The organism is Shewanella sp. Scap07, assembly GCF_013394145.1.
In the GTDB taxonomy this organism is placed as follows: Bacteria; Pseudomonadota; Gammaproteobacteria; order Enterobacterales; family Shewanellaceae; genus Shewanella; species Shewanella waksmanii.
Genome location: NZ_CP041329.1, coordinates 2,774,402 through 2,799,623, shown reverse-complemented (window position 1 = coordinate 2,799,623; position 25,222 = coordinate 2,774,402). Strand labels below are relative to the sequence as shown.

The window sequence follows — 25,222 nt, the reverse complement described above, 5'->3', positions numbered from 1 at the left end:
TGGTGTTATCCCATCATTTTCTCAATTGGCATTACTAGAATTGAGCTCGCACCCAGTTGAGTGAGTTCTTCCATCGTATCCCAGAACAGATCTTCGGTGCTGACTGCGTGGATGGCGACACGATTGGAATCATCGTTAAGTGGTAACACCGTTGGGTTTTCGGCACCTGGTAGTAGGGCAACAATTTGCTCTAAGGTGTCGGTTGGCGCGTGCAGTAGGATGTATTTACTCTCTTTTGCACGGACAACACCGTTAATACGTGACAAGATTTTATTGATAAGCGCTTGTTTATCATCGCTTTGCTGCTGAACAGATTGAATGATACAAGCTGTTGAGCGGTAAATCACTTCAGTTTCATATAGTCCGTTCGCCTCTAAGGTCGCGCCAGTTGAAACTAAATCGCAGATTCCATCAGCTAAACCAGCACGGGGGGCAACTTCGACTGAGCCTTTTAGCATACAGTCGCGGTAAGTAATGCCTTTTTCTTGCATATAGCGGCGAAGCAAGTTGGGATATGAGGTGGCAATGCGTAGTCCTTCTAATGAACTGGCATCTTGATAGCTAAATTCATTCGGTACAGCGAGTGATAGACGGCAGGCGCCAAAATCTAAATCACGAAGTTTGACGCATTCAGCCGGCTTACCTAAAGTTTGACGCTCAATTTGTTCCTCTTCGAGAACGTTCTCGCCAATAATACCTAGGTCAACCACACCGTCCATGACTAGGCCTGGAATATCATCATCGCGTACACGCAGCAGGTCAATTGGCATGTTGTCAGAGTGGGCAATTAATCGTTGTTCGTTAACATTGAATTTTACGCCGCAGCTTTTCAGTAGTTTTTGCGATTCTTTAGAAAGGCGACCTGATTTTTGGATTGCGATACGTAATCTATTTGACTCTGACATGGTTATTTCCTTAACTTTGATTCAATAAACTTAAATATTTTTCTTTAAAAACAATTCTTTAAGCCGAAAACTAAAAAACCCCTGGAATTCCTTCCAGGGGTTTTTGATATTCTTGAATCAACCGCCGGAAGGAAATAGTCCTTCGGCAGTGAGCTTCCGAAGGCTACCGCATATGATGGTGATGATGGATAGTGTTCAAAAGCTTTTGCATAATTCGTTATCTCAATAAAATTCGTTTGGCGCAATTTGTGCGCGATTGACATTTAAATTAATCAACTTGCGGTTTGATTGCAAGCCCTAATTTGGCTGGATGAATAAACTTCATCAAAATGTCATGCTTGTTCTAATAACAAAACAATAAAACAACTCGATATTGGGCCATGAAATTAGTGATAATCCGATGGAGAATACTAATGAGCAGTTGTAGATATGCTGATTGTTGGCATAATGCAGTCACTAAAGCCGCTAACATTAAATGATTACTACCCAGCATTGTGACGACCCGCCTAACTAAAGAAGTGCATCGCGTATTTGCCGATAACGGTGTGATTGCTACTCAAGTCAAAGATTATAGTCCTAGACCGCAACAGGTCGAGATGGCTGTCAGTGTCAGCGAACATTTAGTGAGTAAAAAAACCTTGGTAGTCGAAGCGGGTACTGGGGTAGGTAAGACTTATGCCTATTTGATCCCCGCATTGCTAAGTGGCCAGCAAGTGATTGTCAGTACCGGGAGTAAGAACTTACAAGAGCAGTTGTTCTACAAAGATTTACCCGCATTACTCGATATGCTCGATATCGATCCTAAAATCGCCTTGTTGAAAGGTCGTAATAACTATCTCTGTCAACACCATATGGCGGAGCAAGTGCAAGGCGCCACTTCAATGGACAGCCAAGTACTTGATGACTTACTGCGCATTAATCATTGGGCCGGACAAAGTTTAGACGGTGATATCGGGGGCTTAACGTCAGTCTCAGAGCAATCACCCGCGCTGCCCTATGTGGTTAGTAGCAAAGATAATTGCTTAGGTAAGCGCTGTGAATATTACGATGATTGCTTTACCCGCAAAGCGCGGGTCCGCGCCATGGATGCAAAAATAATTGTTGTTAATCACCATCTGTTTTTTGCTGACCGAATCCTTAAAGAAACCGGCTTCGCAGAATTGCTGCCCGATAGCGATGCGGTCATTTTTGATGAAGCTCATCTCTTACCTGATATCGCCGTGACTTACTTTGGTCAACAGTTAAACCTAGGAACTTTAGCTAAGGCTTTGGCGCAGATGGAAAAACTCTACCGTCAACAACTGGCGGATTCACCACAAATCGGCATTTTGAGCAGTCGATGTTTAACCTTACTGCTTGAGTGGCAAGATAAGCTCTACGATAGCGCCCAGAATGATTGGCGCCAGCTGATCGGCAATAAACAATTGATGCAAGCGGCGTGGCAACTGCTCGAAGAACTGACCGCACTGGCAAAGGTGTTACTGGGCTATGTCGGCCGCTTAGAACAGCTCGACGATATTATTGAAAAATGGCAAGGCCTCGTTGATAAGCTGAACGTTTATTTTCAATGTGATAATAGCAATGCTGCCTACAGTATCGATTTCAGTGATGGCTATGCAACGTTACGTATTTCACCCATTGATGTGGCTAAAGAATGCCGTGAGTTGTTTAACGATAAGGTGAGTTGGATTTTTACCTCAGCAACCTTACAAATCGATCGTGATTTAAGCTTGTTTCAACAAGCATTGGGGTTAAAAAACTGCCGTAGTTTGCTGCTTGATAGCCCCTTTGACTACCCAAAGCAAGCGCTGTTTTGTGTCCCCCGTCATCTAGGCCGGGTGAGTCAGCAAGCTCATGCTGCCAACCAACTTGTTGAGGTCGCAATCGCAGCAATTAATGCTGCGCAAGGGCGTACTTTTATTTTGTTTACTAGCCACAGCATGATGAACCGCGTGGCGCAGTTGCTTAACGGCAGGGTTAACTATCCGCTGTTAGTACAAGGCCAGGCTAGCAAGCAGGTCCTGCTGAAGAAGTACCGCCAGCTCGGTAATGGGGTATTACTGGGAACAGGCGCTTTTTGGGAAGGCGTTGATGTACGCGGCAAACTGCTTAGTTGCGTCATAATTGACAAATTACCCTTTATGTCGCCGGATGATAATTTGTATAAAGCTAGGGCAGAAGGGGTCAGTCGCAAGGGCAAAGATCCGTTCAATGAACTGTCTTTACCACAAGCGGTGATCTCATTGAATCAGGGTGTCGGTCGTCTTATCCGCGACGAGAAAGATCGCGGGGTATTAATCTTGTGCGATAACCGCATTGTTAATCGCCCCTATGGCCAAGCATTCCTTAATAGCTTGCCGCCTATGTCGCGTACGCGAAATCTGGATAAGGCATTAACTTTTCTTAAGACAATCAGCTAGCTGTTATACCAATCAGCATAAAGATGTGATCGCTCAGCGAGAGTTTAGCGCTTTTGAGACAAGGTCATTAAATGCTCCTCGGTAACTGTTCCTGCGTCACTCTACCTCCTATATCCCTATAGTCGTGCATTAATGACATTCACCACATCCATGTGGCTTGCAACGAATGAAGGGCATAGTTACTCTATGTTCAAGTTCGTTTACACAGTATCAGAAGCGCTAAAACTCGCCCTTTGGGAGATTTTTTGGCTGCCTACTTCTTCGTTGAATAACTTCACAATAGAACCACTATTACTTAAGTTATTCGTCTCGAATTAGTTTGCCAGAAATAGCTCTGAGTAGATCACTTTCTTATGCAGATTGGTATTAATGCAGTTTCATACGCGGACGCACCACACGCATCATCTTTTCAGTGAGCCACAATCCAAAGGTTTTTAAGCTGCCATGGATGGATTTTTGATGCATGCGGTACAGCGAGATATACATAAATCGGGCAATTTTACCTTCAACGAACATACTGTTTTTAGTGAGATTACCCATAAGGCTGCCAACGGTGCTAAAGCGTGATAGGTTCACAAGTGACCCATAATCGACGTATTGATAGTCTTGTAATGGCTGCTGATTAAAGAAGTTAACCAGATTAGTTTCAACACATTGTGCCATTTGATGCGCAGACTGTGCCCGCGGCGGCACTAGCTTGCCATCAGCTTGCTCACAAGCACAGCAATCGCCAATAACAAAAATGTCATCGTGAGTGCTGCTTTGTAAGGTAGGTTTAACCACTATTTGGTGGTTGCGATTAAGTTCAAAACCGGCAAGGTTAGCAATAAAGTCAGGTGCCTTAACCCCGGCCGCCCATAGCATTAAGTTCGCTTGAATCAGCTCACCTTTGTCGGTAACAAACCCTTGGCTGGTTGCCTCTGCAATACGGGTGTTTTCCCTCACATTAACGCCGAGTTTCGACAGTTCTTGACGTGCTGAAGCACTAATGCGCTCTGGCAAAGCGGGTAAAATTCTGGGGCCGGCTTCTATCAAATCGATGCTGAGTTTGTCCGCGGTCATTTTACTTAGGCCATAAACTTTAAGCATCTCTGTGACATGGTAAAGCTCTGCAGATAACTCAACGCCTGTAGCACCCGCACCCACAATGGCAATGTTGAGCTGGTTTTGTTGACCGCCAGTTGTAGCATTGTGTTGTTCATGGGCTTGATGAACGCGAGTAAAACTGTCGAGTAAATGGTCATGAAAACGATTGGCTTGCTCGTGTGAGTCTAAGAAGAAACAGTGATCTTTTACCCCCGGAGTGCCAAAATCGTTACTGACACTGCCCACTGCGATAACTAATTTATCGAATGATAATTGCCGCTGCGGTAGCAAGGTTTTGCCTTTGGCATCAGTGATCGCTGCTAGCGTTATCTGCTTGGCGTTACAATCGAGTTGCTCAAACGTACCGAGTTGAAAATGATAGCCATGTTTTACGGCGTGGGCCGAGTATACGACACCATCGAGATCCGCATCTAACGAGCCGGTTGCAACTTCATGCAGCAGGGGTTTCCATATATGGGTTCGGTTCTTATCAACAAGGATAATTTCAGCTTGTTGGCTGCGGCCGAGTTTGTGGCCCAGTTGGGTTGCCAAGCCAAGTCCGCCTGCGCCGCCTCCCACAATAACGATTCTAGGTAAGGCTGACGAAGATGATGGTATTGGCATATGAACTCCCGACTGCGTTGTTGACTACAGAGAATTTGCGCCATGCGCTTTGATTTGGCGCAAGTTTAACGCGATAGTGAGACCTGCGATTGTGATCTGTGTCGCGTATTTGCTATTTGGTGTCTTGGCGATCACTCATGCAAAGCGTAGTCGCGCTAGCGCATACAAAAGTTTAGGTATTTGCCGGTGGTAATGCTTTAGGCCAAGACAGTTTTGCTGTTTAAATAGCCAGTTATCCTAGCTAGGGATTGAAAATAGCGGCTGGGCATTAGTGCAATGGTAATTTTTAGGTATAATTAGCGCTTGCGCAGTTGGGCCGGGTTCAGCACGTGGCTCTAGCTTAAAATTATTGATAAAAACTGAGAAAATACATGCTTGAAGATCTATTGGCAGACGCAACTCACTGTATCTTGGCACTTGATACCTGCACTGAGTCCTGCTCGGTTGCACTTTATTACCAAGGCAAAGTCTTTGCAGAGCAAGCTGATGCGCCTCGGGAGCACAGTCAGCGGTTGTTGCCAATGGTAAACAATGTATTGTCGCAGGCATCAATAACCTTAGCCGAAGTTGATTTTATTGCCTATGGTCGTGGTCCAGGGAGCTTTACTGGTATCCGTATTTGCACCTCGATGACCCAAGGGTTGGCGTTAGGCCAAGATATCGAGGTTGTAGGGATATCCACCCTGCAAGCAATGGCGCAAGCGGCCATTAGCGAGGAGGGCGCTCAGCATGTACTGACCGCTATTGATGCGCGTATGGGCGAAGTGTATTGGGCAGAATTCACTAACGTTGAAGGTCGTGCAGAACGGGTTGGTGAAGAGCATGTCTGCCTACCCGAAGCGGTGAGCTATCAAGTGGATACTGATAGTCAGGTTGTTTTGTGCGGCACAGGCTTTGAAGCTTATCCGCAATTAGCAGCCCTATTTTCAGCTGCTACAATCAGTGAGATAGCGAAATTTCCAGAGGCAAAGTTTATGTTACCGCTTGCTGAGCAAGCCCATAAACAAGGTTTAGCAACCGATGTTGATGGTCTAGCTCCGGTATATCTGCGTGACACTGTGACGTGGAAAAAATTACCCGGTCGCGAATAAAATAGGGTAGTCTTTAATCTACCGAGTGGCTTAAAATGCGCGCTCACAATAATTAACGATAGCTATAATGTGGCTTGTTTAGGCAAAGTGGCTAAGTCGGCAGGTGATAGATGTACTTGCTATGGTTAAGTTGTAAAATCCAATAATATTGTTTCGAGTGGTAAAGGTTTAAGAGTTAACGAGATGATCACACCAATACAATCGCCAGTTCAAGGACCCACGGTTTCGCGTATTCAAAACGCGAGCTCGGCGCCGGCTATTGATAGTTTGACTCAAGTCGTGACGGGTAATGATTACATTGAGCCACTCGAAAAACAGTCTCAGCAAAGTAAAACCTTAGATTATGAAAGCGCGCCTAAGCCGCAACAAGAGCTGGTGGCCCATGATATGGCGGCTAAGCAGCAAGCTCAGCTTGAGTATGATCAGAACGCTAATACACATCAGGGGGCCATCGGCGCCTACTTAACCAATCAACATGCTGAGCAACGAGACGCTATTTCTCAAATGGTAGGTATCGACACCTATGCCTAACGGTCCAATGGACTCGGCTAGGATTTCAAGCGACAGCGCGCATTTTGCTATGCCGAGCAAAAGCCGATTTTTCCTCGAGTTATTGTTAGCGATTATTGTTATTCGCATCCCATTTATAAGCGTGCCTTTTAAATGGCTAGAAAGTTATTTTCACGAGTTATCTCATGGTATAGCGACGGTGTTGACTGCCGGTAGCGTGAGCCATATCCAGTTGTTTCCAAATGGCGCGGGTCTTTGTTATAGCCAAGGTGGCTGGCCGATTATTATCGCCTTTTGTGGCTATTTTGGTGCGGCTTTATGGGGATACTTGATATACAACTTGGCAACTTGGCAGCGGGCGATTCGGGTCAGTTTTGCCTGCTTAGCAGCATTAGTTGCGTTGACCATTTTGCTTTGGGCACGGGATCTGCTGACGATTGTTATCTTGTCATCACTGGTATTACTGCTATTGCTGCCGCTTAAATTGTCCCATGTCAGCCTGCTAGCGGCTACGCTGCGAGTTGTGGCGATGATGATTATGCTCAATGCTTTGGCCAGTCCCTTAGTGTTATTGGGCTTGAGTGGCCGGGGCGATGCGGTAGCGCTTGCACAGATGACCTGGATTCCCGCATGGATTTGGGTTGCCATCTGGTTGGCGTTTTCATTATGGATGTTGTACTTGTGCTGGCAGCGAGTATTACGTCATGCGGCCAAGTCAAAATCAACAAAATTGTAAACTAGTGTTTGTTTTGTTGAATATTTATCGCAACTGCTGTTAGGTTAACCCTGATTCAATTACTCAGGAATACTAATAATGAAAAAACGTACCTTAGTATCAGCATTATTGGCTGGCATGTTGTTAAGCCCGCTTGCCAGTGCTGGTGATTTAGATAGCGCACTTAACAATGAACTACGTACCCCAGCCAACGCTGAGCGTGATGATTCCCGTCACCCCAAACAAACTCTACACTTTTTTGGTGTAAAACCTAACCATACTGTGATTGAACTGTGGCCCGGTGGTCGCTGGTATGCTGAAATCCTTGCCCCGTATCTCGCAAAAGAAGGTCATTACATTGGTGCAAACTTTGATGCCAATCCTCCCAAGGATGTGAAATCTCCAGGTTACAAAATTCGTCTTGGCAAAGCCCTTGAGGAGTGGATCACTACCAACAAAACACAATTGGGTCACGCCAGTAGTTTCCCGTTTGAACCGCCTCGTTTATCTTCTTTAGGAGAAGATAACAGTGCTGATGTGGTGCTGACTTTTAGAAACCTGCATAACTGGGCAATGCAAGATCAACTGCAAACGGTGTTCGATTCTGCTTATAGTGTGCTTAAACCCGGCGGCATTTTTGGTGTTGTTGAACACAGATCTAACCCCGGAATGGATCCTAAATCTGGCTATATGAGCCAAGAGCAAACCATTGAAATGGCGCGCAAGGCTGGCTTCGATTTAGTGGCGAGCTCAGAGATCAACGCCAACCCTAAAGACACTAAAGATTATCCGAAAGGCGTGTGGACCTTACCGCCAAGGTTAGCTATGGGTGATCAAGATAAGCAAAAATATGTCGCGATAGGTGAGAGTGATCGCATGACGCTCAAATTTATTAAAAAGTAAGTCAATTTTCACTGACAGTAGAGGATTTATGTGGCAGTCTTGCCCCGCAAAAAATGAGGTAGTGATTGCGCTGCCTCATATCGAGCTCACAGGTAAAGTGTGGGGAGCAGACGATAAGCCTCTGCTGTTAGCGTTACATGGTTGGTTAGACAATGCCAATAGCTTTGAGCCATTGGCACAATATCTTAGCCAGCACTACCAGGTTTTAGCCATTGATTGGCCAGGACATGGTGGTTCGCAGCATCGTCCTGGTGGCTATGCGTTGCATTGGGTCGACTATTTGTTTGACCTCGATGCCTTGATTGAGCATATAACAGCAACACGACCGCTTCATGCGGTGATAGGCCATTCTTTAGGTGGGTTGATTGCCTCAGCCTATACCGCCAGTTTCCCCGAACGAGTAAGACAATTAGTGTTAATTGAAGCGCTAATTCCGTTAAGTGAGCCCGAAACCAATGCACGGCAGCGCTTGATTAAGAGTGTGCTTCAGCATCGGCAACGCCCTGGGAGTCCAGCCAAAGCCATCTGTATTGACGCTGCGGTAAAAGCCAGAGTTAAGCTAACTGGATTAGCTGAACCTTGGAGCCGGTTGATACTATCGCGCAACCTAACTATTGCTGATGATCTGGCCTACTGGCGTAGCGATCCTCGGCTTAAGCTTGATTCGCCCATGCGCCTTGGGCCGTTGCACGTTGAAGGTTTAATGAATCCTCATCAATGTCCGACTATGCTGATTGTAGGTGATAAAGGTTTTCGGCCAATGACTCGACATCAACAGGATGTTCAGCATTGGTTTACCAATCTAACTCAGGTTGAATTGCCAGGCGATCACCATCTGCACATGGGCAATGCCGTTGATGTAGCACAACATATATTGGCCTGTTTAATGCCAGAATAGCGATTTGCAGATAGATAGAAATTGGGACTAGGATTTTTACTCTATTTGTGTGATGATGATCAAAATTAAAACGCCCGTATGATTTTTTGAGGCGTTACTAACAATAATTAAATCAGTGATTTTAGTTTGTTTTTTCAAACTTTTAGGCCAAAGACGCCTATAGCCACTGTTTGTGGGGATTCAGGAGATACTCGTGGAACAACTTTGGATTAACCATTTACCAGAAGATGTGCCGGCTGAAATCGACGCTGAGCAATATAGCTCTTTAGTTGATTTATTTGAAAGCTCTGTGAGCAAATACGCTGACCAACCTGCGTTTGTCAATATGGGCGCAACGTTGACCTATCGTAAGCTTGAAGAGCGTAGCCGTGCGTTTGCTGCCTATTTGCAAAACGAGCTTAAACTGCAAAAGGGTGACCGTGTCGCCATTATGATGCCTAACTTGCTGCAGTATCCTATCGCGTTATTCGGTATTTTACGTGCCGGCATGGTGGTGGTGAATGTTAACCCGCTGTATACCCCTAGAGAGTTAAAACATCAGCTTAACGATTCCGGAGCTAAAGCCATTGTAGTGGTGTCAAACTTTGCTCACACACTCGAAGAAGTGGTTGATCAAACGCCAGTAGAGAGCGTTATTCTTACCGGCTTGGGCGATTTGCTCAGTGCACCAAAACGCACATTGGTTAATTTTGTTGTTAAATACATCAAAAAGATGGTGCCTAAATATCACCTACCGCAAGCGATTTCTATGCGCCGAGCGTTATCGAAAGGCCGCCGTATGCAGTATGTGAAGCCGGTACTGACTAATGATGACTTATCATTTTTGCAGTACACAGGTGGCACCACAGGCGTGTCGAAAGGGGCAATGCTTACCCACGGCAATATTGTCAGTAATCTGCTGCAAGCTGACGCTGCTTATTCTCCGCTATTGATTGATGGTAAAGAGTTCGTGGTAACGGCTCTGCCGCTCTACCATATTTTTGCGTTGACCGTGAATTGCTTGTTGTTCTTGCACAAAGGGGCGAACAATCTACTTATCACCAACCCAAGAGATATTCCTGCATTTGTATCGGAACTGCGCAAACATCCGTTCACTGCGCTAACTGGGGTGAATACGCTATTTAATGCACTGGTCAATTCAGAAGAGTTTACCAATTTAGATTTTAGCGATCTGAAACTGTCAATTGGTGGTGGTATGGCAGTGCAACGGGCTGTAGCTGACAAGTGGCAGTCGATTACCCAAACTCGCTTATTAGAAGGCTACGGTTTGACCGAAGCTTCACCGCTTGTGACATGTTGTCCCTATAACCTCGATGGCTACAATGGCTCTATCGGTTTCCCTGTGGCGAATACTGATATGCAAGTGCGTGACGATGATGGCAAGGTGCTGGCACAAGGCGAAACAGGCGAGCTGTATGCAAAAGGCCCGCAAGTGATGAAAGGCTATTGGCAACGACCTGAAGAAACAGGTAAAGTAATTGATAAAGACGGATATCTTGCTACTGGTGATATCGGTTATATGGACGAACAAGGCTTCTTTTTTATTGTCGATCGTAAAAAAGATATGATCTTGGTCAGTGGCTTTAATGTGTTCCCTAACGAAGTAGAAGAAGTGGTCGCACTGCATCCTAAGGTGGTTGAAGTGGCGGCAGTTGGGGTTCCCCATGAGGCGTCAGGCGAATTAGTTAAAGTATTTGTGGTCGCCGCTGATAGATCTTTGACCGAAGAGCAAGTGATTAGCCATTGTCGCGATCATTTGACGGGATATAAAGTTCCGAAACTGGTAGAATTTAGGGACGAGTTGCCAAAAACCAACGTAGGTAAAATTCTACGTCGTGAATTACGTGATGAGGCTAAATCAGCGTAAATCATACAGGTTGATTGATTTTACCTAAATCGATAAAAGCCGGCTTGCTAAGCTGGCTTTTTTTATGGCGTTTGGGATTAAGGGAGAAGAGTTTGTTAACGTTTGACTATATCGAAGATGATGCCAGCTTAGCCAAGTTGGTTGAGCAATATCAAAGCGCCAAGTTGTTAGTGTTAGACACGGAGTTTGTGCGTACCCGCACTTACTATGCACGCCTTGGATTAATCCAAGTATATGATGGTCAAACATTGGCTTTGATTGATCCGGTTGCCGTTACTGACTTAAGTGATTTTTGGGCACTATTAGCGGATAAAAACAGACTTACGGTTTTGCATTCATGCAGTGAAGACCTAGAGGTGATTGCCCGTTATGGACAATGCCAACCCGCGCAGCTTTTTGATAGCCAGATAGCGGCATCACTATGTGGTATGGGCCATGGTTTAGGTTACGCTAAACTGGTGGAGCAGTGTTTACAAGTGAGCCTTGATAAAGGCGAATCACGCACTGACTGGATCAAACGTCCTCTAACCCAAGCGCAGCTTAACTATGCCGCAAACGATGTTTATTATTTATACAACTTACTCCCGCAATTGCAGCAAAAGCTCGCGCAAATGAATAGGACTGAGTGGCTGCTTGAGGAAAGTGAGCGCATGACACAAGGGCGTTTAAGTTTGCCTGATCCTGAAAGCGCTTACCTAAAAGTGAAGAATGCTTTTCAGTTAAGCCCGCGGCAATTAGCCTATTTAAAAGTTTTGGCCAGTTGGCGTTTAGAGCGAGCTTTAGAAAAAGATTTAGCCTTGGGATTTGTGTTAAAAGATCATGCGATGATTGGTTTGGCAAAAAAGCAGCCAAAGCAAGCGAGCGACATTTATAAAATGGTGGAACTGACAGAGCAAGAAAAGCGCATCAATGCCAAGGCAATTATTGCGGTCATGGCCAAAGCAGATTTGGATAATCCTCCTAAACCGATTGATGTTATTGCACTAAAGCCTGGTTATAAGTCCGCATTTAAAGCGTTAAAGAATTGCCTGGTTGCCTTGGCTGAGCAACATGAAGTTGCCATTGAACTGCTGGGCTCAAAACGTCATATTCACGAGTATTTACAGTGGCGTTGGCAAGGGCAGGCAGCGCAAAACATGCCATTACTACTCACGGGCTGGCGTGCGGCAATCGTCGCGGATGCGTTAGCAGGTATCGAGGTATAATACCTAAGCGGATGGACAACAAAAAAGCCAATGACATGTCATTGGCTTTTTTTATGATGAACGTTACGGCTTTTCCGGCAGCGTGACGTTTAATTCCAATACCGATAGATGGTCATCTTTTTGATCTAACTGCACCGATACTTGGTCATTTTCTACCTGTACATATTTACGGATCACTTCCAAGATTTCTTGCTTCATAGCAGGAAAGTAATCTGGCGCGTCACGCTCACCACGTTGATGCGCCACAATGATCTGTAGACGTTCTTTTGCTGTGGCCGCAGTACTAGGTTTCTTCTTAGTTTTAAAATAATCGAGTAAAGACATAATTAGCTACCAAATATCCGTTTTAGGAATCCTTTTTTCTCCTCAGTGACGAAGCGCAAAGGCAGTTCCTCACCCGTTAGTCGTGCAACCGCATCACTGTACGCTTGTCCTGCATCACTTTCTTGATCGATAATCACAGGGACACCTGAGTTAGATGCTTTCAAAACCGCTTGTGACTCAGGGATCACACCAATCAGCGGAATGGCCAAAATTTCTTCCACATCGGCAACGCTTAGCATTTCACCTGTGGTTACGCGGGCAGGGGAGTATCGCGTTAATAATAAATACTCTTTAACCGGCTCAAGTCCTTCTTCTGCACGCTTTGATTTACTCTGTAGCATGCCCAAGATTCGGTCTGAATCTCGCACTGAGCTGACTTCTGGGTTGGTGGTAACAATGGCGATGTCAGCAAAATAAAGAGACATCATAGCGCCTGTTTCAATACCCGCTGGCGAATCACAAATGATGTATTCAAAATCTTTTGCTAGGTCCTGTAAAACCTTACCAACACCTTCTTTAGTTAATGCGTCTTTGTCGCGTGTTTGCGAAGCGGGCAAAACAAAAAGTTTGTCACAACGTTTGTCTTTGATCAAAGCTTGGTTTAGGTTGGCTTCGCCGTTGATGACATTGACAAAGTCATACACAACGCGACGCTCACAGCCCATAATAAGGTCCAGGTTACGTAAGCCAATATCGAAATCTACCACGACGGTCTTATGACCTTTAAGTGCTAAACCTGTTGCAATCGCTGCACTCGACGTGGTTTTACCTACGCCACCTTTTCCTGATGTGACAACAATAATTTGTGCCATGATGTTGTTTATCCTTTTTAATACGAGTTTTAAAGTGCCAGTGGCTCGACGCTTAACGATTCGCCTTCAAGCCTAATGCAACCACTTTGTGTTGTACTATGTTCGTTTAAGTTCTCTGTTAACCAATATTGCCCGGCGATAGACACCAACTCAGCATCTAAAGATTTGGCAATGATAACGGCATTTCTATCACCCGCAGCGCCTGCCATGGCTTTGCCTCTTAGACTACCATATATGTGGATGCTGCCATCAGCAATGACTTCAGCACCATTGCCTACAGCACCAACGACGATAAGGTCGCCATTTTTTGCATAGATCTGCTGTCCTGAGCGGACATTTTGCTTAACAATTTTGGTGGTCTTAGGTAATTGCGGTTGGTTATCGGCTTGCTTGCCGGACTTGATAATGGCTAAACCCAGTGTTTTAGCTTGGGCAGCAATGGCTGATGGCGCGGCGGTAATGCCGACAATCACCAATTGTCTGGAGACCAACAGATCTTTAAGTCCAGCAAGACTATATTCACCATCGGTTATTGCACTTAGGTTAACAACTAAAGGCGCCCCAAGAAAAAACTGCGGTGCGATAGCCAGTTTGCTATCAAGTTCTTGTGCGACTTTATCTAAATCTTGGTGCTTAATATGAAGCACTGAAAGTGTAAATGATGAGCCTTTTAACTCTAGGCTGGATGTCTGCATTCCTGTATTTGCTCTTGTTATAATAAACAGCGTAAAAACGAAGCTATCGTTGTTAGCATTATAATAATCCTGAGTAGCCATGTTATAGTGTGGGCAATTAGCTGGCAAGTTGAATAGTTTGGAAATTGAGTTAGATATGATCTGTGCTGTATACAAGAGTCGCCGTAAGTTAGACACTTATCTTTTTGTAGAGAAACGTAATCAATTCGAACGAGTACCAGAACCTCTAATGGAGATGTTTGGTGCACCTGAATTGGTGATGATGTTACCACTTGAAAAGCGAAGTCATTTAGCGTTTGCAGATATCAACAAAGTAAAAGTTGAACTTGAAGAGAAGGGGTATTATCTTCAATTACCACCACCTAAAGTGAATCTGCTGGAAGAGTTTAAAATTGCCAACGGAATTAGCACTGATTAATAGCGTTAAGAGGAGCGACTATGCCTAACAAGTTTCATACTATTTGCATGGTCGCCACTTTGAGTTTGTGTACGTTGTCCAGTTACGCTAATGGTGAGCAATTTACCGATTACTTAACGCAATTACAGCAACAAGCGCTAGACAATGGCGTGAGCAAACCACTGTTAGAGAATCACTTCAGCAAAATTAAACGATTTCATCGTGCTGGGCCTAGCAACGAGCCGACAACAACCAACCCAAAAGATTTAGAAACTTACCTTCCCCTTGCCGTGCCAGAATCGATGGTGCAACAGGCGCGGGCACTCTATAAGATTCATTTAGATGAGCTCACTGAAATTGGTCAGCGTTATCAGGTGCAGCCGCGCTTTATTGTGGCACTTTGGGGCATCAACAGTCAGTTCGGTCAACAAAGTAGTAGCTTACCGGCCTTAAGTGTATTGGCAACGCGCGCCTATAACGCGTCAGCCTCATCATCGATTGAGCAGCAAGTGTTTGATGGCTTTAATGCCATTGCTAAGTTTGATTTGCCCTACAATCAATTGCAAAGTAACAGTGAAGGTTTACTTGGTGCGACGGGCTTTACTACCACCCAATTGCTTCAGTACGGCCAAGATGGCAATCAAGATGGGCGCGTAGATATATGGCAATCAGATGCCGATGTTTTCGCATCCTTAGCGTATTTCCTGCAGCAGCAAGGGTGGAAAGAAGCAGAAACTTGGGGCCGACAGGTCAAAGCACCTACGGATATTGATACTGATAAGACAGGTTTGGCTAATTTGGCCAGCTTTGATGAATGGCAACAGCTTGGTGTCAGACGTTTTGATGGCAGTGACTTACCTAAGCGCAATGACATGCAGATCAGTTTAATTATGCCCGATGGTACTACAGGCCGGCACTATTTGGTTTATGACAACTATCGGGCGTTGTTAAAGTGGCATAACGATGATTACTTTGCTTTAGCGGTAGCTTACTTGTCGGAGCGTATCAAATATCCAGCAATAAAATGACCCCTTACTTAGCAAACTGGTGTAAAATAGCGCCCTTCAATTCTTTGCAGTAGAAACATTGTTAGTATGGCGTTTTGGGAACAAAAATCATTAGATCAACTTACCACCGTTGAGTGGGAGCAACTTTGTGACGGTTGCGGTAAATGTTGCTTAAACAAGCTTATTGATGATGAAACCGAAGAGCTGTACTACACTAACGCCGCTTGTAAGCTATTAGATAGTCAGTCATGCAGTTGCGTGCACTATCTGCAACGCTTCGATTTTGTTCCTACCTGCACCAAAGTCACTATCGATAATATTGCGGAGCTAACTTGGCTGCCAGATAGCTGTGCCTATCGACGCCTTTATATGGGGCGTAAACTGCCTTCATGGCACCCTTTGATTGCGGGTAATGCTGATCAGATGCATGCCAAAGGGATGTCAGTGCAAAACAAAGTTGTTAGCGAAACCAAAGTCAGAGAAATAGAAGACCATATTGTGTTATGGCCTTTACGAGACTGCGAATAGCACCAATGGTTTAATATCACTGGTGCTAGATATGAGCAATTACTTAGCAGTTTTAGCCAATGCCGGAATGATAAATACCAGCAGTGCCAGCAGGTAAACACTGAAGGCAAGGATCATCCATTGTCCCATGGTGACGCCAAACATTTCCCACGGGATATCTGAACACATACCCGCTGGCATAAAGACCGACGGCAACCATTCATGTAATGGCATCCAGCTTGGAAATTCTGGTAAGAAAGAACAAGTTGAGAAAGGGGACGGATTGGTTTGCATATCAACTAAATCAACCGCAACTTTTAATCCCCAGCCGGCACTCGCACCCCAGGCCAGCACCGCAATAAAGCGTGCGAAACGATTACTATGACCAATAACTCCGATGAGTCCCGCTGCTAATATGCCCATTAATGCTACACGTTGATAAATGCACATTACACAGGGGTCAAGTAGCATCACGTATTGAAAGAATAAAGCACAAGCTTCTAGACCTAACGCACTAAGAAATAAAATGAGCCAAGCTGTGCGAGATTGGGCAAATCGGGTTAAAGCACTCAAAAGTCAAAACTCCTTGATGAAAAAAAGCGCCCCTACCTAGGGGCGCTTTTTATGACTGTATAAAACCTTGAAAGTTCAGTCAATGCTGATATGTAACCATTAATTAATGGCCGCCACTCATCGTTTGTACTGCTTCGGCTGCACTATGGTGTAATAGCATGTGCGAGTCGTAGAACGATTGAGTCATATCCACTAAGAAACCACTTTCAATCGCCACCACGCCGACAATAGAAAGCACTATTGTATAGGGTAGTGCCATCCAAACCATTCGACCGTATGACAGTCTAATTAACGGTGCAATCGCCGAGGTTAATAGGAATAGGAACGCCGCTTGACCGTTTGGTGTAGCCACAGACGGTAAGTTAGTACCGGTATTAATCGCAACAGCAAGCAGGTCAAACTGGTCACGGCTAATCTGGCCATCAAGTAGGGCTGCTTTCACCTCATTGATATATACCGTGCCCACAAACACGTTGTCACTCACCATAGATAACAGCCCGTTAGCAATGTAGAAAATCACTAATTGAGTATTACCTTCGTAGCTCAGTGCCCAATGGATAACCGGCGCAAACAGATGTTGATCAATGATCACGCCAACAATGGCGAAAAACACGGCTAGTAGTGCGGTAAATGGCAATGCTTCTTCAAATGCTTTACCAAGTGCATGCTCATTGGTGACACCATTAAATGCGGTGGTGAGAATGATCACTGACAAACCAATTAGGCCTACAGAGGCTAGGTGGAATGCAAGACCAATAATCAACCAAATACCGACCAATGCCTGAACCACTAACTTCATTTTGTCATGTTTAGTGCGGCGGGCATCTTCATGGGCTGAGTAGTCCGATAAGATCTTGTGTACCGCGTCAGGTAGTTGTTGACCATAGCCAAACCAGCCCATTTTCTCAACGAGGAAACAGGTGCTAATACCGGCGATAAATACCGGGATAGTAACGGGTGACATGCGAAGCGCAAATTCTGCAAATTGCCAGTTGGCTTGGGCAGCAATGATCAGGTTTTGTGGCTCACCAACCATAGTACAAACACCACCAAGGGCGGTACCCACGCCGGCATGCATCAATAGGTTACGTAGGAAACCGCGGAAAGCTTCTAACTCTTCTTCACACAGTTGTTGGCCACTTTGGCCATCTGAAGTGTGGTCGTGGTCATCGGCAAAGTTTTTACCCGATGCGACTTTGTGATAGATAGAATAAAAGCCCACCGCAACGGCGATAATGACAGCGATAACCGTTAATGCATCTAAGAATGCCGATAAGAAGGCCGATGCCACACAGAACATTAATGATACGACAACTTTAGAGCGTACTTTTGTGATCATCTTAGTGAATACAAACAGCAGCAACTGCTTCATAAAGTAGATGCCGGCTACCATAAAGATCAATAGCAGTAATACTTCGAGGTTAGCTTCTATCTCATGCAGAACTTGACTGGGGGAGGTCATGCCAATGATGACAGCTTCAATAGCAAGTAAACCACCGGGTTGCAGCGGATAGCATTTCAGCGCCATTGCTAAAGTAAAAATGAACTCAACTACTAACAACCAACCCGCAATAAATGGGTTAATGTAGAAAATAATTGGGTTTAGTACTAGAAAGCTCAAAATTGCGATTTTGAACCACTTAGGAGAATTTCCTAAGAAGTTATCAATAAACGCCTGACTCATGGTCACAGGCATGGCACCCTCTCAAAATATAATATTATTTTAACAAGTGATTTACATATCACTGGCTTGATCGGCTTAAGTTTATCTTAATGATTGGGAGAGTTTAATAGCTATATTCACTCTAACGCTCAAAATTGCAGCATATTTAGCAATTTTTAAGATAAAATTAATGTTTAGCGGTGTATTCTTACCAGTTTGCAACGTCTAAACATTGATCTCAGGCAGTAATCTTGTAGATAAGGTTTCCATTTCGCCACGCTCTGGTATGATCAGTTCTTAAAATAACTCGAATTAAATCTGGAAAAGTGGCCTGATGACAACTGCCCCAAAATCACCAGCAATGCCAAAAGATAAAGATATCATTGAAGCAAAAGGCCCTGCGAGCTTTGCTGAGAAGTACATTGTGCGTTCTATTTGGGAAGAAAAATTCCCTCCTGGATCAATTCTTCCTGCAGAACGCGAATTATCAGAATTAATCGGCGTAACACGTACAACATTGCGCGAAGTGCTGCAGCGTCTTGCGCGTGATGGTTGGTTGACGATTCAGCACGGTAAACCCACTCGTGTGAATGACATTTGGGAAACTTCAGGACTTAATGTGTTGGAAACCATCGCCGATTTGAATCCTGATGGCGAACCTGTGTTACTTGAACAGCTTTTATCTGCTCGTACCAACATTAGCGCCATCTATTTTAAAGGTGCGGTGCGCCATAATCCTGATAAGGTATTAGAGGCATTAGCACAAATTGATGGTTTAAATGACGACCCTAAAGCTTATGTCGAATTTGATTATCACTTGCACCACACATTAGCTTATAACTCAGGTAACCCACTGTATGTGCTTATCCTGAACGGCTTTAAGGGCCTATATAGCCGAGTCGGTGAAGAATACTTCGCCATTGATAAAGCCAGAGAGCTGGCATTAGACTTCTATCAGGCGTTGGCAGCGTTAGCGCAAAAAGGTAATCACCATGACATTCCGTCTTTGATGCGCAGTTATGGCATTAATAGCGGTAAGGTATGGCAGCGCTACAGAAACAGTCTAAAAGCGGCGAATTAAGTCATTGCTGTAAAGTAAAAAGCGCTGTCTACACAGCGCTTTTTTTGTACCAGTTTTTAGTGACTAAGCTACTATCTGTAACGTAGCCAAATTTAATCGATATCGAAGTTATAGTAGACATCCAATGTTTGTTCTACGTTACCCGAGACCGTTTCTAAATAGAGCTGTGATAGCAGGTAATAACGTACGGTCATCTCATAACCTGTGTTAAATACGCCTATGCCATATTTGACCATTAAGTTTTCGCCGATATAGCCACTAATGGCAACTTTACCATCATCGTTTGCATCTAACTGCACGTTAGAAAAGCCTATTTTTTCAATGATTCCTGTGGCGTTACTGCCGACATTATTCACGGCGCCATTACCAAACTGATTACCTAAGGTAAGCGCAACACTCATCATTAGGGCGTTATTTTGCCCTTCACTGTTGTTGCCCATGCCGGTGCCTTTGAGGATATAGGATAATATCTCGGCTTGCTCTTTGGCTGGAGTTGAAAATAGCGTCACAATGGGTTGTCTTGGCGTACCTGTGATACGTACACCTGCAACCACATCTTCATCTTTGACTTCCCTTAATGCCTCAATATTGAGGTTGGGTAATTCCATCGGACCGATAAACTGCACTTCGCCTGCGCTAATTTCTAGTGTTTGCCCCATAAATTTGTAGTTGCCATTCACCACTTTGATATCGCCATAGATGAGTGGCGGGCGCGCCGGTTCTTGGCGAAAATCTAAGGTACCCACTAATTTTCCACGCAGGCCCATACCTTGAATATTAAGTTGATCACCCACGTTAACTTTCACATCGGTAGAAATGGCATAGGGTGACTGTGTCTGTTGCTGCTGGGCAATGCTGTCGTTAAACACAACGTCACTTGATTCTGCGACGCCGCCTTCAGGCAGCTGCACTATGGTAATGTCACCTGACGGAATAGAGACCTCGCCTTTGATATCTAAGCTGTCATTGTCAAACACCAGATGCAGATCAGGAGAGAGATCGATGAGGGCGAGGGGCGGTTGAATGATGGCGAGTTTCTCACCTTTAATTTTGATATCGCCCTTAACCCCTTTATTGCGCCAATCAAGATCGCCGCTAAGGTTAGCGGTACCACCTCCCATTTTCCATGTGCCGGCCACCAGCGCTTGCTGCTGATCTAGCATCAGCTCAACATTAATGTCTTCAATTAGGGTCGGGTTTGCTGTGGCCATAAACTGGCCATGTTTTAGGCTAATGCTGCCTTCAACATCCGGGTCGTTAAGGTTGCCGCCAATGGACAGTTCACTGGAGATATGGCCGCGCAATGTTTCTAATTGCGGAGCCAGTTCAGATAGGGCATCTAAATTGACTTCGGTAATATTCAAGTAACCATCAAGCCTGCGCTCTGGATCAACACTGATACTGAGTTGGCTATCTATCGCTGCGATATCGGCAGATTCAAAGGTGAACTTACTGGCTAGCGCTTGCTCGTCAAGTAACATGGCCAGGTCTAATGCCTTGTAGTTGATATCAATATTACGCCCATTTTGGTTACGCAAAATTATTTCACCTGGGCTTAGCGTCAGTGTTAACTCGCCTTGAGGTTTTTGCTCTGGGCTCCATGCAAATTTAGCTTGCGCCGATGCAGGGCCGTGCCAATTTAAGGTTTCAGGCATGATGGGCGCGAGTAACGCCCCTATATCGGCATTTAGGCTTAATTGGGTATCGCCTAGTTTTGCCAGCTCAGTTTTGTCGGTGACACACAGCTCGGCATGTTGGTGAATCCAGCAAAAGGGCGTCACTTGACCTTGCTGTTGGAGGTTATCCCAGCTCAGCGCGATAGGATTATCTAACTGCCAAGGGCCTAGGCGCGAGTCTAAATTTAAGCGTAAGATCTGCGCATCTATGGTTTGCTTGTCTAAATCAGAAGTCGATTTTACGGATAAGTCGAGCTTAAAGTCGCCAAAGCTCTGTAAAGTTGCTTTTTGCTTAAATTGGTCACCTTTGGAGCCAAAGGTGACTGAACTCAGTGTTAACCCTGCTTGTTTAATCAGTGAAGATTTTAACGATAATGCATAACGATGTTCATCAAATGGGCTATAGAAGCCTTTGAGCTTGGATTTCTCAATATAAAGATCGTTAAAGTTCACTTCAATCACATCGGCCGTGACGGCGATATCTGGTTTTTCGTTATCACCAGAGACAAATATATCTGCCGAAATTGCTCCGCCAGCATCGGGATGCCAAAGGCTAATATCTGGCACGTCGAAATGGGCATTTAAGGTCCAATCTTCTTCAACATTCCCTGAGATCTGCAATTTAGATTGTAATGCATCAATGTTGAGGTTGTTGGCGTTGAGGTGCCAACTTTGGTTCACGCTAATATCGCCGCTTAAGGTGAAAGGGTAGTCATCAATATGACCGCTTAAATTAGACTGTTCAATAGCCACTTGCCAGTTGTCGCCAGCGACGCTGCCATGGCTGCTAATGTCACCGGTTATTGCAGATTGTGGTAACAGGTTATCGGCATCAAAAGTTAATTGTGACAGATCAAAAGATTGACTGCTAAATTGGGTTTGCCATTGCCAGTTATCACCATAACTAACCTTGCCTTGTGCATCTAGATTGCCAATTTCTCCGTTGATCACCAGCTGAGAAACATCAATGTTGTGTTGCTCACTTTGATGAACAAATTGGGTAATGATATCAATCGGCGTGTGGTAGGGCGTGTCAAAATGGCCGGTTAAATCAACTTGCTGCTGCTTTAGGCTGCCTTGACTCACTAGTTTGCTATTGTTAGCGAAATAGATAGGTTGCAGCAACGGCCAAAATAGTGTCTGGGCATTGAGGTTTAACTGATAATCTAAACTTGGTTTAGCGAGGCTAATGTCACCGCTAAGTGTAAATTCAAGTTGTTGTTTGGCATCGATGTCTACAGTGAGTTTGTTAAATCCACCGTTAAGTTTGATATCAATGTCTTGATTTTGCAGGCCGGGAACTTCAGTGACCTGCTGCAGTTGACTGCTTAAGTTTACCTGCATAGGGTAATCCTGTTGCAGCGCTAACTGGCCATTTAGCTGAGCTTTACCATAGTCATGGATGACATCAAGCTTGTTGACATTGATTAAGTAGCGATGATAACTACCAACTAACTCAATGTGCATAAATTGGTCTTGTCGCTGGCCAAGTTTAAGCAAACTTTGTGCCAGGGTAGATTGCTCTACAAATACCGGAATCGGCATGAACACTGTCGGTAAATTGGCCATGGCCCAATCTACATCGGAGTCGTTATTTTTCTGTATTGTACTGGTTTGGCTAGCTGTCTTGTTACCAGTCGTGTTAGCTGAGTTAGCGCTTATTTTATCGCTTGTCACTGCAGTGGTTTTAGGATCTGTATCATCAATTACTGGGTCACCTAAGGGGATATCAACATAGAGTCCATTGCTGGTAATATTATTGACTCTGATGCCCGTTTGTTGCCATTGTGCGGCTAACGTGAGGTTATCTGCATTGAAATGCATGTCATTGACCCGCACGGTAACGCCGCTTAAGTCGCCATCAAGTAATACAATACCAAAAGGTAAAGTAATTTCTGTTTCATCTTCAACGCTAAGTCGCTCGTCGGGTTCGACTTCATTGTCTGGTTGAGGTGATGTGGCCACTGTCGTTAGATTGGGGGGGATATCAGCGGTTTCGGTATTGGTGTCAAGGTTAGTGTCATCGTCATCGTCACTAAATGCTGCGGTATCCACCTCGACGTTGACTTTGCTGGTATGCAAAGCATTCACGCAAAGCTGTTTTTGTAGTAAACATACCGGGCGCCATTCAATCATTAAATCATCAACTTCGACCTTCACGCCATCCATTTGCCATGCCGCATAATTGAGACTCAGTCTTTTATTGAGCATGCCTGAGCGGTAATCCAGTTCAAGATCAGGTACAAACTGATTGGCCAGCATCACACCAACACGGCTTCCAAACGGAGTACCGATGACCAGTGCTAGGGCGACTAACACGACAATGGGTAAATACAGTGCGACCCTAATTAGGTTTTTGCAGGTGGTGATAATAGGTCGACGTGGCGCTGCCAGGTTATCTGCTTGCTGGGTGTCTGTGTGTGTAGAGGGGGATGCTTGATTCATATCTCAGCCCCCATAGTGACATGGATACGCCAAGACCGGTCAACGGTGTCAGTTTCTTTTAGGCCCACACCCAAATCGAGCTTAATTGGACCGATGGGGGAGATCCAGTGTATGCCGCCACCAACAGAGACTATTGGCTCAATTTGGTCAACATCAAAAGCATTACCTGCATCGACAAAGGTTCCTACTCGCCATGTTGGCGTTAAATAGTACTGATACTCGATGCTACCCACTAAAAGATAGCGCCCACCAACGACTTCTCTGGCAAGCTGACCGTCATCATTGATGTACTCAATATAAGGACCCAGCTCTTGGTAGCTATAACCCCTAATACTCTGGTCGCCACCGGCGAAATAGCGCAGTGAGGGCGGCACAAAAGGTAAGTCTTCTTCGGCGACGATGTTGGCAGCCATATCTAATCGGCTCACAATTCGGTGCTTCTTGAAAAATGTCTCAACGACTTTAAAGTTTGCGGCGAGCCTCGTTAAGCGTACCGACGATGACAGTTGCGGGTCAGCATATTCGATACTGTATTGCTGGAAAAAGCCTGATTTGGGGTCGAGGGTATTATCGCCACGCTTAGTTTTGGAAATACTGGTGCCCAGCAATAAGAATCGCGGATCATAATTAGTGTCCGATTGGGTGTAACTTTCATTCATGGCCTCTAAGGAATAGGTCCATACCCAATTACTCTTTAGCCGTTGTTGGCGAATCACCCCTAAGGCCATTTTGGTTGATTCCAGCTCGCCAGTTTTAGTGTAATCGCGCTTATCTGGATCATAAACTTGGGTTACACCGTATTTATCACGCAGCAAGCCCACCCGGAGCTTTAACTGATCGTCTAACGGATGTGATAACGGGATGGTATAGGTAGTTAAAAACTTTGGTCTGTCTGGTGACCATTCAATACTTGATTCTTGAGAGTGGCCGTATCGATTAATCTGCGGTGTTCGCAGATTAACTTTGATTCGAGGCTCAATGCCATCGTTGGTTGAATTCCCAATCTCGGCACCGACACCGAGCTCAAGTGAATGGCTAGGGCGATTGAGTAATTCAACTTTCACCGGTACATCAACGCCATTAATTTTGTCTAATTGCGGTAATACTTTAATGCTGGAGAAGTAGTTGGTGTCTAATAACTCGCGATTCAGCTCACCCAGTTTAGCCGTGCTGTAAGGGGTTTGGCTTTCAAAAGGAATAAGCTCAGATAATATATTATCGTTGAGCGTGTGGCCTTCAAATGAGACGTCGCCAATATGGTAGCGAATCCCTGAATTGTAGTGCAAAGAGATCTGTGCTCGCTTACGGTCGCGATTGATCACAATATTTGATTGGGTGTATTCACCATCAAAGTAGCCCCGTGCTAAGGCGAGGGTAACCAATTGTGATTTTACATTTTCATAAGTGCCATGGTTTAACACATCGCCGGGCTTTATGGTCAGCTGATTAAGCCAGTTGGTCACCATGACATCATTTAAGATCTCACCTTTAAGCTGGAGATCGACCCATTCAATGGTGGTTGGCTCCCCAGGGGTAATATCCACAACCAATGTCCACGGGCCCTTATCGGCACGTTCAATGCTTTGGTTGACCTTCGCATGATAGTAGCCAACGGAGTGCAGCGCTGAGCGGATATTATCTTCGGCATTAAAGATATAGGCACGGCGTTGGTTAGCCGATTTGGGTAGTTCGCCTAAATGGGCGTTGATATTACGCGTCAGTGATGGACTCGCGCCAGTGACAGAAACCTTAAGATAGTTATCAGCAATGGCGGGCAAGGTTATTAGCATGATGCTAACAAACAGGAAGACCAACATG

21 protein-coding genes and 1 other annotated feature are annotated in these 25,222 nt (G+C 45.0%); of the genes, 12 read left to right on the top strand and 9 right to left on the bottom strand.

Annotated features, from left to right (window positions below):
• Positions 1-5 precede the first annotated feature (5 nt).
• Positions 6-905, bottom strand: coding sequence for an ATP phosphoribosyltransferase (hisG, locus tag FLM48_RS12255; protein ID WP_028774128.1), 900 nt, complete (start codon positions 903-905; stop codon positions 6-8).
• A 68-nt stretch (positions 906-973) separates the two neighbouring features.
• Positions 974-1,093: a sequence feature (His leader region), on the bottom strand.
• A 306-nt stretch (positions 1,094-1,399) separates the two neighbouring features.
• On the opposite strand from hisG, the gene FLM48_RS12250 reads away from it, so the two are divergent.
• Complete coding sequence (locus FLM48_RS12250; protein WP_179024830.1) at positions 1,400-3,325, top strand: ATP-dependent DNA helicase; 1,926 nt, start codon at positions 1,400-1,402, stop codon at positions 3,323-3,325.
• A 366-nt stretch (positions 3,326-3,691) separates the two neighbouring features.
• Here the strand turns inward: FLM48_RS12250 and FLM48_RS12245 are convergent, their stop codons facing one another.
• Positions 3,692-5,035 (bottom strand): NAD(P)/FAD-dependent oxidoreductase, encoded by a 1,344-nt coding sequence (locus FLM48_RS12245; RefSeq protein WP_179024829.1) that lies wholly within the window; start codon positions 5,033-5,035, stop codon positions 3,692-3,694.
• Positions 5,036-5,406: 371 nt separating this feature from the next.
• Between FLM48_RS12245 and tsaB the strand changes: the two genes are divergently transcribed.
• From tsaB to rnd, 7 genes are all read left to right on the top strand, one after another.
• On the top strand, positions 5,407-6,126 hold the full coding sequence (gene tsaB / locus FLM48_RS12240; protein ID WP_179024828.1) for a tRNA (adenosine(37)-N6)-threonylcarbamoyltransferase complex dimerization subunit type 1 TsaB: 720 nt from the start codon (positions 5,407-5,409) through the stop codon (positions 6,124-6,126).
• 183 nt (positions 6,127-6,309) lie between these two features.
• Positions 6,310-6,657: a hypothetical protein gene (locus tag FLM48_RS12235; RefSeq protein WP_037471363.1), complete on the top strand. Its 348-nt coding sequence runs from the start codon at positions 6,310-6,312 to the stop codon at positions 6,655-6,657.
• Positions 6,650-7,372, top strand: coding sequence for a M50 family metallopeptidase (locus FLM48_RS12230; RefSeq protein WP_179024827.1), 723 nt, complete (start codon positions 6,650-6,652; stop codon positions 7,370-7,372). Before FLM48_RS12235 ends, FLM48_RS12230 begins: the two co-directional genes overlap by 8 nt.
• Positions 7,373-7,450: 78 nt before the next feature.
• The gene (locus FLM48_RS12225) at positions 7,451-8,254 is read left to right on the top strand and encodes a class I SAM-dependent methyltransferase (protein ID WP_179024826.1); all 804 of its coding nucleotides are present in this window, start codon (positions 7,451-7,453) and stop codon (positions 8,252-8,254) included.
• Positions 8,255-8,282: 28 nt separating this feature from the next.
• A complete protein-coding gene (locus FLM48_RS12220) occupies positions 8,283-9,152 on the top strand; it encodes an alpha/beta fold hydrolase (RefSeq protein ID WP_179024825.1) in 870 nt (289 codons plus the stop codon).
• Positions 9,153-9,345: 193 nt separating this feature from the next.
• Complete coding sequence (gene fadD, locus FLM48_RS12215; protein WP_179024824.1) at positions 9,346-11,019, top strand: long-chain-fatty-acid--CoA ligase FadD; 1,674 nt, start codon at positions 9,346-9,348, stop codon at positions 11,017-11,019.
• A 92-nt stretch (positions 11,020-11,111) separates the two neighbouring features.
• On the top strand, positions 11,112-12,224 hold the full coding sequence (gene rnd, locus FLM48_RS12210; RefSeq protein ID WP_179024823.1) for a ribonuclease D: 1,113 nt from the start codon (positions 11,112-11,114) through the stop codon (positions 12,222-12,224).
• Positions 12,225-12,287: 63 nt separating this feature from the next.
• On the opposite strand, the gene minE is transcribed toward rnd, so the two are convergent.
• Genes minE through minC form a run of 3 tightly spaced genes read right to left on the bottom strand, consistent with a single transcriptional unit; the run spans position 12,288 to position 14,055 of the window.
• A complete protein-coding gene (gene minE, locus FLM48_RS12205) occupies positions 12,288-12,548 on the bottom strand; it encodes a cell division topological specificity factor MinE (protein WP_028774242.1) in 261 nt (86 codons plus the stop codon).
• 2 nt (positions 12,549-12,550) lie between these two features.
• Positions 12,551-13,360: a septum site-determining protein MinD gene (gene minD, locus FLM48_RS12200; protein ID WP_028774241.1), complete on the bottom strand. Its 810-nt coding sequence runs from the start codon at positions 13,358-13,360 to the stop codon at positions 12,551-12,553.
• Positions 13,361-13,389: 29 nt separating this feature from the next.
• On the bottom strand, positions 13,390-14,055 hold the full coding sequence (gene minC / locus FLM48_RS12195; RefSeq protein ID WP_028774240.1) for a septum site-determining protein MinC: 666 nt from the start codon (positions 14,053-14,055) through the stop codon (positions 13,390-13,392).
• A 136-nt stretch (positions 14,056-14,191) separates the two neighbouring features.
• Here minC and FLM48_RS12190 point away from each other — a divergent pair, with 136 nt between their 5' ends.
• From FLM48_RS12190 to FLM48_RS12180, 3 genes are all read left to right on the top strand, one after another.
• Positions 14,192-14,473: a YcgL domain-containing protein gene (locus tag FLM48_RS12190; RefSeq protein WP_028774239.1), complete on the top strand. Its 282-nt coding sequence runs from the start codon at positions 14,192-14,194 to the stop codon at positions 14,471-14,473.
• A gap of 20 nt (positions 14,474-14,493) precedes the next feature.
• Positions 14,494-15,480, top strand: coding sequence for a lytic murein transglycosylase (locus FLM48_RS12185; protein WP_028774238.1), 987 nt, complete (start codon positions 14,494-14,496; stop codon positions 15,478-15,480).
• Between the two features lie 66 nt (positions 15,481-15,546).
• Positions 15,547-15,987, top strand: coding sequence for a YcgN family cysteine cluster protein (locus FLM48_RS12180; RefSeq protein ID WP_179024822.1), 441 nt, complete (start codon positions 15,547-15,549; stop codon positions 15,985-15,987).
• Between the two features lie 39 nt (positions 15,988-16,026).
• Here FLM48_RS12180 and dsbB read toward each other — a convergent pair whose 3' ends face one another.
• Both dsbB and nhaB read right to left on the bottom strand, forming a co-directional pair.
• Entirely contained in the window at positions 16,027-16,539 is a 513-nt protein-coding gene (dsbB, locus tag FLM48_RS12175; RefSeq protein ID WP_179024821.1) for a disulfide bond formation protein DsbB, read from the bottom strand.
• Between the two features lie 103 nt (positions 16,540-16,642).
• Positions 16,643-18,235 carry a sodium/proton antiporter NhaB gene (gene nhaB / locus FLM48_RS12170; RefSeq protein ID WP_179024820.1) on the bottom strand — a complete coding sequence of 531 codons (1,593 nt, stop codon included), beginning with the start codon at positions 18,233-18,235 and terminating at the stop codon, positions 16,643-16,645.
• Positions 18,236-18,536: 301 nt separating this feature from the next.
• Here nhaB and fadR point away from each other — a divergent pair, with 301 nt between their 5' ends.
• Positions 18,537-19,283 carry a fatty acid metabolism transcriptional regulator FadR gene (gene fadR / locus FLM48_RS12165; RefSeq protein WP_051484661.1) on the top strand — a complete coding sequence of 249 codons (747 nt, stop codon included), beginning with the start codon at positions 18,537-18,539 and terminating at the stop codon, positions 19,281-19,283.
• A gap of 92 nt (positions 19,284-19,375) precedes the next feature.
• Here the strand turns inward: fadR and FLM48_RS12160 are convergent, their stop codons facing one another.
• Complete coding sequence (locus tag FLM48_RS12160) at positions 19,376-23,404, bottom strand: translocation/assembly module TamB domain-containing protein (protein WP_179024819.1); 4,029 nt, start codon at positions 23,402-23,404, stop codon at positions 19,376-19,378.
• Complete coding sequence (locus FLM48_RS12155; RefSeq protein ID WP_372847481.1) at positions 23,401-25,194, bottom strand: autotransporter assembly complex family protein; 1,794 nt, start codon at positions 25,192-25,194, stop codon at positions 23,401-23,403. The genes FLM48_RS12160 and FLM48_RS12155 overlap by 4 nt, the downstream gene beginning before the upstream one ends.
• Positions 25,195-25,222 lie beyond the last annotated feature (28 nt).

What these genes read in the sequence shown, in the direction of transcription:
- FLM48_RS12245 (WP_179024829.1), bottom strand. Translation starts at nt 5,035, where the DNA reads ATGCCAATACCATCATCTTCGTCAGCCTTACCTAGAATCGTTATTGTG.
- minD (WP_028774241.1), bottom strand. Translation starts at nt 13,360, where the DNA reads ATGGCACAAATTATTGTTGTCACATCAGGAAAAGGTGGCGTAGGTAAA.
- nhaB (WP_179024820.1), bottom strand. Translation starts at nt 18,235, where the DNA reads ATGCCTGTGACCATGAGTCAGGCGTTTATTGATAACTTCTTAGGAAAT.
- FLM48_RS12155 (WP_372847481.1), bottom strand. Translation starts at nt 25,194, where the DNA reads ATGCTAATAACCTTGCCCGCCATTGCTGATAACTATCTTAAGGTTTCT.
- fadR (WP_051484661.1), top strand. Translation starts at nt 18,537, where the DNA reads ATGACAACTGCCCCAAAATCACCAGCAATGCCAAAAGATAAAGATATC.
- FLM48_RS12190 (WP_028774239.1), top strand. Translation starts at nt 14,192, where the DNA reads ATGATCTGTGCTGTATACAAGAGTCGCCGTAAGTTAGACACTTATCTT.
- FLM48_RS12160 (WP_179024819.1), bottom strand. Translation starts at nt 23,404, where the DNA reads ATGAATCAAGCATCCCCCTCTACACACACAGACACCCAGCAAGCAGAT.
- minE (WP_028774242.1), bottom strand. Translation starts at nt 12,548, where the DNA reads ATGTCTTTACTCGATTATTTTAAAACTAAGAAGAAACCTAGTACTGCG.
- FLM48_RS12185 (WP_028774238.1), top strand. Translation starts at nt 14,494, where the DNA reads ATGCCTAACAAGTTTCATACTATTTGCATGGTCGCCACTTTGAGTTTG.
- FLM48_RS12220 (WP_179024825.1), top strand. Translation starts at nt 8,283, where the DNA reads ATGTGGCAGTCTTGCCCCGCAAAAAATGAGGTAGTGATTGCGCTGCCT.
- FLM48_RS12180 (WP_179024822.1), top strand. Translation starts at nt 15,547, where the DNA reads ATGGCGTTTTGGGAACAAAAATCATTAGATCAACTTACCACCGTTGAG.
- FLM48_RS12230 (WP_179024827.1), top strand. Translation starts at nt 6,650, where the DNA reads ATGCCTAACGGTCCAATGGACTCGGCTAGGATTTCAAGCGACAGCGCG.
- hisG (WP_028774128.1), bottom strand. Translation starts at nt 905, where the DNA reads ATGTCAGAGTCAAATAGATTACGTATCGCAATCCAAAAATCAGGTCGC.
- minC (WP_028774240.1), bottom strand. Translation starts at nt 14,055, where the DNA reads ATGCAGACATCCAGCCTAGAGTTAAAAGGCTCATCATTTACACTTTCA.
- FLM48_RS12225 (WP_179024826.1), top strand. Translation starts at nt 7,451, where the DNA reads ATGAAAAAACGTACCTTAGTATCAGCATTATTGGCTGGCATGTTGTTA.
- FLM48_RS12235 (WP_037471363.1), top strand. Translation starts at nt 6,310, where the DNA reads ATGATCACACCAATACAATCGCCAGTTCAAGGACCCACGGTTTCGCGT.
- tsaB (WP_179024828.1), top strand. Translation starts at nt 5,407, where the DNA reads ATGCTTGAAGATCTATTGGCAGACGCAACTCACTGTATCTTGGCACTT.